Genomic DNA, 460 nt, shown 5'->3' with positions numbered 1-460 from the left:
GTACGGCTTGGCGCGAGACCGCGCCGCCCAGGTGATCGGCGGCAAGGCTCACGCCTTCTTCCTGGCTTGCGCTGGGGTGGTAGACCGAGGTTGCGAACGATGCGCCGGCCGAGATGGCGAGGCTGGCAGCGATGAGTGCGGTGCGGGTTTTCATGATGGTTCTCCTGGGTGGCCGGATGCCCGATATGGACCTTCCAGATAGCGCTTTTTGCGCCATGGAAAGAAGTCTAGAAATCGGTCGCGAACCCAGAGATGACCTTGCGATTACGGTTCTGAAATCTCCTCGTAATCCTCAGCGCCCCCAGCGCAAAAAACCTGCCATCCAGAGGTCAATCGTCGGCGCTTGCCTACAGCGCGCGCCGCGCACTGACGCAGAAGATGACCGTTCCTCGCGCTGCAAATGCGCAGGATTTGCGTTCCGCAAAACCCCTTCGAACGATCACAAGGAGATACCTATGAC

At 59.8% G+C, this 460-nt stretch carries 1 protein-coding gene; it reads left to right on the top strand.

Annotation, left to right across the window (positions count from 1 at the left end):
• Window positions 1-152 precede the first annotated feature (152 nt).
• The coding region (locus tag K9U40_RS23680) for a hypothetical protein (protein WP_282892504.1) at window positions 153-460 on the top strand (308 nt) is incomplete at its 3' end.

Origin of the sequence: Xanthobacter autotrophicus (assembly GCF_030015065.1) — a bacterium.
Taxonomy (GTDB): Bacteria; Pseudomonadota; Alphaproteobacteria; order Rhizobiales; family Xanthobacteraceae; genus Xanthobacter; species Xanthobacter autotrophicus_D.
Note: the sequence above shows the minus strand (reverse complement) of the source record. Positions and strands in the feature narration are given on the sequence as shown.